The sequence below is a fragment of the Isoptericola variabilis genome (assembly GCF_050311655.1).
GTDB lineage: Bacteria > Actinomycetota > Actinomycetes > Actinomycetales > Cellulomonadaceae > Isoptericola > Isoptericola variabilis.
The window spans coordinates 602171-608657 of record NZ_JBNOZM010000002.1; the positions used below are offsets into that span (position 1 = coordinate 602171).

The 6487-nt window shown below is 70.2% G+C and carries 6 protein-coding genes and 1 pseudogene; 5 read left to right on the forward strand and 2 right to left on the reverse strand.

Annotated elements, in window-relative coordinates:
- Positions 1 to 30: 30 nt before the first annotated feature.
- The gene (gene trpD, locus ACQP60_RS07215; protein ID WP_429730003.1) at positions 31 to 1080 is read right to left on the reverse strand and encodes an anthranilate phosphoribosyltransferase; all 1050 of its coding nucleotides are present in this window, start codon (positions 1078 to 1080) and stop codon (positions 31 to 33) included.
- Positions 1081 to 1209: 129 nt separating this feature from the next.
- Positions 1210 to 1626: a response regulator gene (locus ACQP60_RS07220; RefSeq protein WP_429730006.1), complete on the reverse strand. Its 417-nt coding sequence runs from the start codon at positions 1624 to 1626 to the stop codon at positions 1210 to 1212.
- A 331-nt stretch (positions 1627 to 1957) separates the two neighbouring features.
- On the opposite strand from ACQP60_RS07220, the gene ctaE reads away from it, so the two are divergent.
- The 5 genes and pseudogenes from ctaE to ACQP60_RS07245 form a co-directional block, all read left to right on the forward strand.
- Positions 1958 to 2611 (forward strand): aa3-type cytochrome oxidase subunit III, encoded by a 654-nt coding sequence (ctaE, locus tag ACQP60_RS07225; RefSeq protein WP_429729926.1) that lies wholly within the window; start codon positions 1958 to 1960, stop codon positions 2609 to 2611.
- A 67-nt stretch (positions 2612 to 2678) separates the two neighbouring features.
- Entirely contained in the window at positions 2679 to 3458 is a 780-nt protein-coding gene (gene qcrC / locus ACQP60_RS07230; protein ID WP_429729928.1) for a cytochrome bc1 complex diheme cytochrome c subunit, read from the forward strand.
- Positions 3455 to 4501 carry a cytochrome bc1 complex Rieske iron-sulfur subunit gene (gene qcrA, locus ACQP60_RS07235; RefSeq protein ID WP_429729931.1) on the forward strand — a complete coding sequence of 349 codons (1047 nt, stop codon included), beginning with the start codon at positions 3455 to 3457 and terminating at the stop codon, positions 4499 to 4501. The genes qcrC and qcrA overlap by 4 nt, the downstream gene beginning before the upstream one ends.
- On the forward strand, positions 4498 to 6201 hold the full coding sequence (gene qcrB, locus ACQP60_RS07240; protein WP_429729934.1) for a cytochrome bc1 complex cytochrome b subunit: 1704 nt from the start codon (positions 4498 to 4500) through the stop codon (positions 6199 to 6201). Before qcrA ends, qcrB begins: the two co-directional genes overlap by 4 nt.
- A 188-nt stretch (positions 6202 to 6389) precedes the next feature.
- A pseudogene (locus ACQP60_RS07245) lies at positions 6390 to 6487 on the forward strand (superoxide dismutase); the annotation flags it as partial.

Consider the following 6487-nt stretch of genomic DNA (forward strand, 5'->3'; position numbering starts at 1 on the left):
CGACCCGGCCACGCCCGACGTCGAGCGACCTCAGTCCTGGGTCGCGGCCGCCCAGCGCTCCAGCACGGCGGCGGCGGCGCCGTCGTCGATGCTGCGGGCGGCGTGGCCGATGCCCGCCGCGAGCCGCTCCACGAGCGTTCCGGCGTCCGTGCCGGGCAGGCTGCCGTCCGCGACGAGGGCGGCCGCCGCGTTGAGCAGCACCGTCTCGCGCACCGGACCCTGGTCGACGCCCGTGAGCACGTCGCGTGCCACGCCGGCGTTGTGCTGCGCGTCCCCGCCCCGCAGGTCGGCCACCTCGATGCGCCGGAGGCCGAGCTCGGCCGCGGCGTCGAGGTGCACCTCGGTGACCTGACCGTCACGGACGTCCCACACGGTCGAGCCGCCCGTCGCGGCGAGCTCGTCCAGGCCGTCGTCGCCGCGGAACACGAGCGCCCGCGTGCCGCGCGCGGCGAACACGCCCGCCACCAGCGGCGCCATCCGGGCGTCGGCGACACCCACGGCAGTGGCGCGGGGCTGCGCCGGGTTGGTCAGCGGCCCGAGGAAGTTGAAGGCCGTCGCGACGCCGAGCTCCTTGCGCGCCACGCCCGCGTGGCGGAACGACGGGTGGAAGACCATCGCGAAGCAGAACGTGATGCCCACCTGGTCGGCGAGCTCCGCGACCCGCTCGGGGCCGTGGTCGAGGCGCACGCCGAGCGCCTCGAGCACGTCGGCCGAGCCCGACGACGAGGACGCGGCACGGTTGCCGTGCTTGACCACCTTCACCCCGGTGCCGGCCACGACGACCGCCGCCATGGTCGAGATGTTCACGGTGTGCGCACGGTCCCCGCCGCTGCCGACGATGTCGACGCTCGGTCCCGGGACGGTGAACCGGCGGGCGTGCGCGAGCATCGTGTCCGCGAGCCCCGTCAGCTCCTGGACCGTCTCGCCCTTGGCACGCAGCCCCACGAGGAAGGCCGCGAGCCGGGCCGGGGAGACCTCGCCCGACATCACCGCGTCCATGGCCCAGGCGGTGTCCTGCGCGGTCAGGTCGTGGCCGGCGATGAGCTGCGTGAGCAGCCCGGGCCACGTCTGCTCGGGCAGGGCCTGCTCGGGTGACTCCTGCACGGGCTGCGCGGGCGCGGGGCTGTCGTTCGTGGACACCAGGTTCCCTCCGGTTCGGTGGACGCTCGGTCCGGACGCCCCGGGCACGTCCCCTGGCGGGTGCGCCCCTCAGACCGTCGCGGCGAGCTGGCCTGCCACGGTGCGCTGCAGCTCGATCGCGTCGAGCGGCCTCGGCACCACGGCGTCGGCGAGCGACCACGATGCTAGCCATCCGTCGTCCGCCCTGCCGGTGAGGACCACGACGGGCGGACACCGGTAGACCTCGTTCTTGAGCTGACGGCACAGTCCCATGCCACCGGACTTGTCCGCCTCGCCGTCCAGGACGAGCAGGTCCCACCCGCCGCGGTCGGCCGCCGCGACGAGCGCGGCCGGCGTCGCCACCTCGGCCCAGGCGATCTCCGGGGCGTGTGCTCGCAGGCGGGGGCCGACCGCGGTGCGGACGTGGGCGCGCACGGTCCGGTCGTCGCTGTAGAGCAGGATGCGCGGTCCGCGGGCCGCGGGACCCGTCCGGGCCGTCGGGGCGATCGCGCCTGTCGGGCTGGTCGGGCTGGTCGTCGTCGGGTCCGTCTGGTCGGTCTGATCCTTCAACTGTCTGGCTCCCCTTCGCGGACGTGCACGGCTTCGGGCACGGAGGCGACGCCCGGCCCCCGCAGCGCGGCCGTCGGACGTCGACGTTTGCTGGCATCGTGGCACACTCGCGTCACCTCGGGCAGGTGCCGAACGTGGTCTTTTACTGGCACTCTCCGGCGATCCGTCACCTCATGGGGGCAGAGTGGCGAGTTTCCGCAGATTCTGTGCACATCGACTTCGCGCCAGGCCCGCCCGAGTGGCTCGAACCGGCCGTATGTCGGCCATAATGGCTGACGTGTCGACCGCAACGGCTGCTGCCCCCCATGCCCACCAGCACGTGAGCGTCAACCGTCCGAACCCCGTGTCGGTCGGGACGATCGTCTGGCTCGCGAGCGAGCTCATGTTCTTCGCCGGCCTCTTCGCGATGTACTTCACCGTCAGGTCGGTGATGCCCGAGGCGGAGTGGGCCGCGCAGGCGGACAAGCTCAACATCACCTTCTCGACGATCAACACCACCGTGCTGGTGCTGTCGTCCGTCACCTGCCAGATGGGCGTGTGGGCCGCCGAGCGGTTCAAGCCGGTGCGCTCCGGCTCCCTGCTGCAGGTGAACAAGTGGGGCATGCACGAGTGGATGACCCTCACCTACCTCATGGGCGCGTTCTTCATCGGCGGCCAGATCTTCGAGTACACCGAGCTGGTGCACGAGGGCCTGACCATCTCGTCCAGCCCGTACGGCTCGGTCTTCTACCTGACCACCGGCTTCCACGGTCTCCACGTGCTGGGCGGTCTCGTCGCCTTCCTGTTCCTGCTGGGGCGCTCCTTCGCCGCCAAGAACTTCGGCCACCACGAGGCCACCACCGCCATCGTCACGTCCTACTACTGGCACTTCGTCGACGTGGTGTGGATCGCCCTCTTCGCCGTCATCTACCTCCTGCGCTGAACCCCCCGGCCGGCGTCGCCGCCGGCCATGACCCTGCACCTTCGATCTGCGAGACGAGGATCATTTCGTGAAGGCACTCGCCGCCCGCAGGCACCACCGGTTCGCGCCGGTCGTGCTGTTGCTGCTGGCGCTGCTGGTCACGGGCGGCGTCTACGCCGCCCTGGCCCCGAGCCCGGCCCAGGCCGACACCGCCAGCACCGCGGACATCGAGACCGGGAAGAAGCTCTTCCAGGCCAACTGCGCCACCTGCCACGGCCCGAACGCGGAGGGCACCACCGAGGCGCCGTCGCTCGTCGGCGTCGGCGCGGCCGCGGTCGACTTCCAGGTCTCCACCGGCCGGATGCCGATGCAGATGAACGGCCCCCAGGCGGAGGCCAAGCCTCGGCAGATGGACGAGGAGCAGACCGCCGCGCTCGCCGCGTACGTCGCGTCCCTCGGCGCCGGCCCGGCCATCCCCACCGACGAGCAGGTGGACGGGAGCAAGGGCGACCCCGCCAACGGCATGGCCCTCTTCCGCACCAACTGCGCGATGTGCCACAACGCCGTCGGCGCCGGTGGCGCGCTGTCGGAGGGCAAGTTCGCGCCGCCGCTCTTCGACACCTCGGAGCGGAACGTCTACCAGGCGATGCTCACCGGCCCGCAGTCGATGCCGGTGTTCAACGACGCCAACATCACCCCCGAGGAGAAGCGCGACATCATCGCCTTCCTCGACGAGCAGGACCAGGGCTCGGCCGGCGGCCTCACCCTCGGTTCGCTCGGGCCGGTCAGCGAGGGCCTCTGGGCCTGGATCATCGGCATCGGGCTGATCATCGGCGGCGCGGTGTGGATCGGAGCGAAGTCCTCGTGAGCGAGAACCAGAACCCCCAGGGTCGGGACCTGACCCGGCACGACGGCGACGGGACGGTCGCCCAGACCGACCGGTTCGCCGACCCGGGCGTCCCGCAGCACCACCCCCGCCTCGCGGACACCGACCCGAAGGCGGCCAAGCGCAACGAGCGGATCATCGCGATCCTGTTCGCCGTGTCGTGCCTCGGCACGATCGGTTCGATCGTCGCCTACTTCGCCGTCCGCCCGGACGGCACCACGCCCGGCGTGCGCCTCTCGACGGTGCTGCTCGGCGTCGCGATCGCGATCTCCCTGTTCGGCATCGGCTTCGCCGCCGTGCACTGGGCCAAGACCCTCATGTCGGGCAAGGAGTACATCGAGGAGCGCCACTCGAGCAGCAGCTCGGAGGAGGTCCGCGGGGTCGTCCAGCAGCAGTTCAAGGACGGGCTCGAGGACTCCGGCATCGCCCGGCGCCCGGTCCTCAAGGGCGCGGTCGTCTCCGCGCTCGCGCTCTTCCCGCTGACCATCGCCGTGCCGCTCGTCTCGAGCGTCGGCGGCGACTGGAACGTCGGCAAGTTCCGGCACACGCTCTGGAAGAAGGGCGTGCGCCTCGCGTACGACCCGTCCGGCCGACCGATTAAGGCCTCGGACCTCACGGTCGGCTCGGTCGCGCACGTCATCCCCGACGTGCCGGCCGAGGAGCGCGAGTCGCACGAGTGGATCACGGAGAAGGCCAAGGCCGTCGTCCTGCTGGTCCGCATGGACCCGCGCGACCACAAGCGCGACCACCGCGAGGGCGCCTCCTACGACGGCATCGTCGCGTACTCGAAGATCTGCACCCACGTCGGGTGCCCGGTCGCCCTCTACGAGCAGCAGACGCACCACCTGCTCTGCCCGTGCCACCAGTCGACGTTCGACATGACGGACGGTGCCAAGGTGGTCTTCGGGCCCGCCAAGCGCCCGCTGCCCCAGCTGCCCATCACCGTCGACGACGAGGGGTATCTTGTGGCTGAGGACGACTTCAACGAGCCCATCGGCCCGAGCTACTGGGAGCGCCTGAAGTGAGCACCACGACCACTCCCCCCACCGCGGCGGAGCCCACGACCGCGATCGGCAAGACCGCCGACTACCTCGACCAGCGGACCAAGGTGGGCGTGCTCGCCAAGCAGCTGGTCCGCAAGGTCTTCCCGGACCACTGGTCCTTCATGCTCGGCGAGATCGCGCTGTTCTCGTTCGTCGTGCTCCTCATCTCCGGCGTGTTCCTGGCGATGTTCTTCGACCCGTCGATGGCGCTCGTCACGCACCACGGTGCGCCGGCGACCATGGACGGTCAGCTGATGTCGACGGCCTTCTCGTCGACGCTCAACATGTCGTTCGAGGTGCGCGGCGGTCTGCTCATGCGGCAGATCCACCACTGGTCGGCCCTCATCTTCGTGGCCGGCATCGTGGTGCACATGATGCGTGTCTTCTTCACCGGCGCGTTCCGCAAGCCGCGTGAGCTGAACTGGCTCGTCGGCACCCTGCTGCTGATCCTCAGCCTCCTCGCCGGTTTCTCGGGCTACTCCCTCCCGGACGACGTGCTCTCCGGCAACGGCCTGCGCATCACCGATGGCGTCGTGAAGTCGATCCCGATCATCGGGTCGTACCTCTCGTACTTCATCTTCGGCGGCGAGTTCCCGGGCGAGCACATCATTCCGCGCCTGTTCACGGTGCACATCCTGCTCGTGCCCGCGCTTATCCTGGCGCTGGTCGGCGTGCACCTGTTCCTCATGGTGCTGAACAAGCACACCCAGTACCCGGGCGGCGGCCGCACCGACAACAACGTCGTCGGCTACCCCGCGGTCCCGGCGTTCGCCACGAAGATGGGCGGCAACTTCTTCATCATCTTCGGCGTGCTGGCCCTCATGGGCGGCACGATGGCGATCAACAACGTCTGGAACTACGGCCCCTACGACCCGTCACCGGTGTCCGCAGGCGCCCAGCCCGACTGGTACATGCTGTTCCTCGAGGGTTCGCTGCGCCTCATGCCGGGCCAGGCCGAGATCGTCACGTGGGGCGACTACACGCTGTCGCTGAACATCCTCGTGCCGGCGGTCATCATCCCGGGCCTGCTGTTCACGTTCCTGTTCGTGTACCCGTTCGTCGAGGCCAAGGTGACCGGCGACCACCGCGAGCACCACGTGCTCGACCGCCCGCGCAACGTCCCGACCCGCACGGGCCTCGGGGTCGCGTTCCTCACGGCCTTCATCATCCTGGCCCTGGCGGGGTCGAACGACCTCATCGCGACGCACTTCGCCCTCTCGATCAACACGATCACCTGGGTCTTCCGGATCCTGTTCTTCGTCGGCCCGGTCTTCGCGTTCTGGGTCACCAAGCGGATCTGCCTGGGCCTGCAGCGCAAGGACCGCGAGCTGGTGCTGCACGGTCACGAGACCGGGCGCATCGTGCGGTTCGCCAACGGCGAGTACATCGAGGTCCACCGCCCGCTCGACGAGCAGGAGCGCTGGCTGCGCGTCAACTACGAGGCGCGCCGTCCGCTGGAGATCGAGCCCGCGACCGACGCCCGCGGCGTCAAGCGCAAGGGCTACAAGAAGGACAAGCGCTGGCAGAAGCTGTCGCGGTTCTTCTACGAGGACCGGGTGGAGCCCGTGACCCCGGCCGAGCTGGCCGCGGCGCACGCCCACGGCGAGCACGACGAGCTCGAGCCCGCCCACGACACCCCCGAGCTGGTCTCGGGGTCTGGAAACGTCGAGCGGGAGCACTGAGTCTCCTGCAGGCTGGAACGGTGGCCCGCGTACCCCTCCCCCGACTCGTCGGGCGGGGTGCGCGGGCCATCGTCGTCCCCAGCCCCATCGTCGCCGGCACGTGAGTCCGGCCGGAGACGAGCCCTCGATCGACGACGTCCCCGTCGCACGCCGGACGACGTGCGGCACGCAACCGGAGGTATCTCAGCATGGCTGTCTACACGCTCCCTGACCTGCCCTACGACTACAGCGCCCTGGAGCCGCACATCAGCGGCAAGATCATGGAGCTGCACCACGACAAGCACCA

Coding starts and splice junctions, on each gene's coding strand:
- ctaE (WP_429729926.1), top strand. CDS start 1,958: ATGGCTGACGTGTCGACCGCAACGGCTGCTGCCCCCCATGCCCACCAG.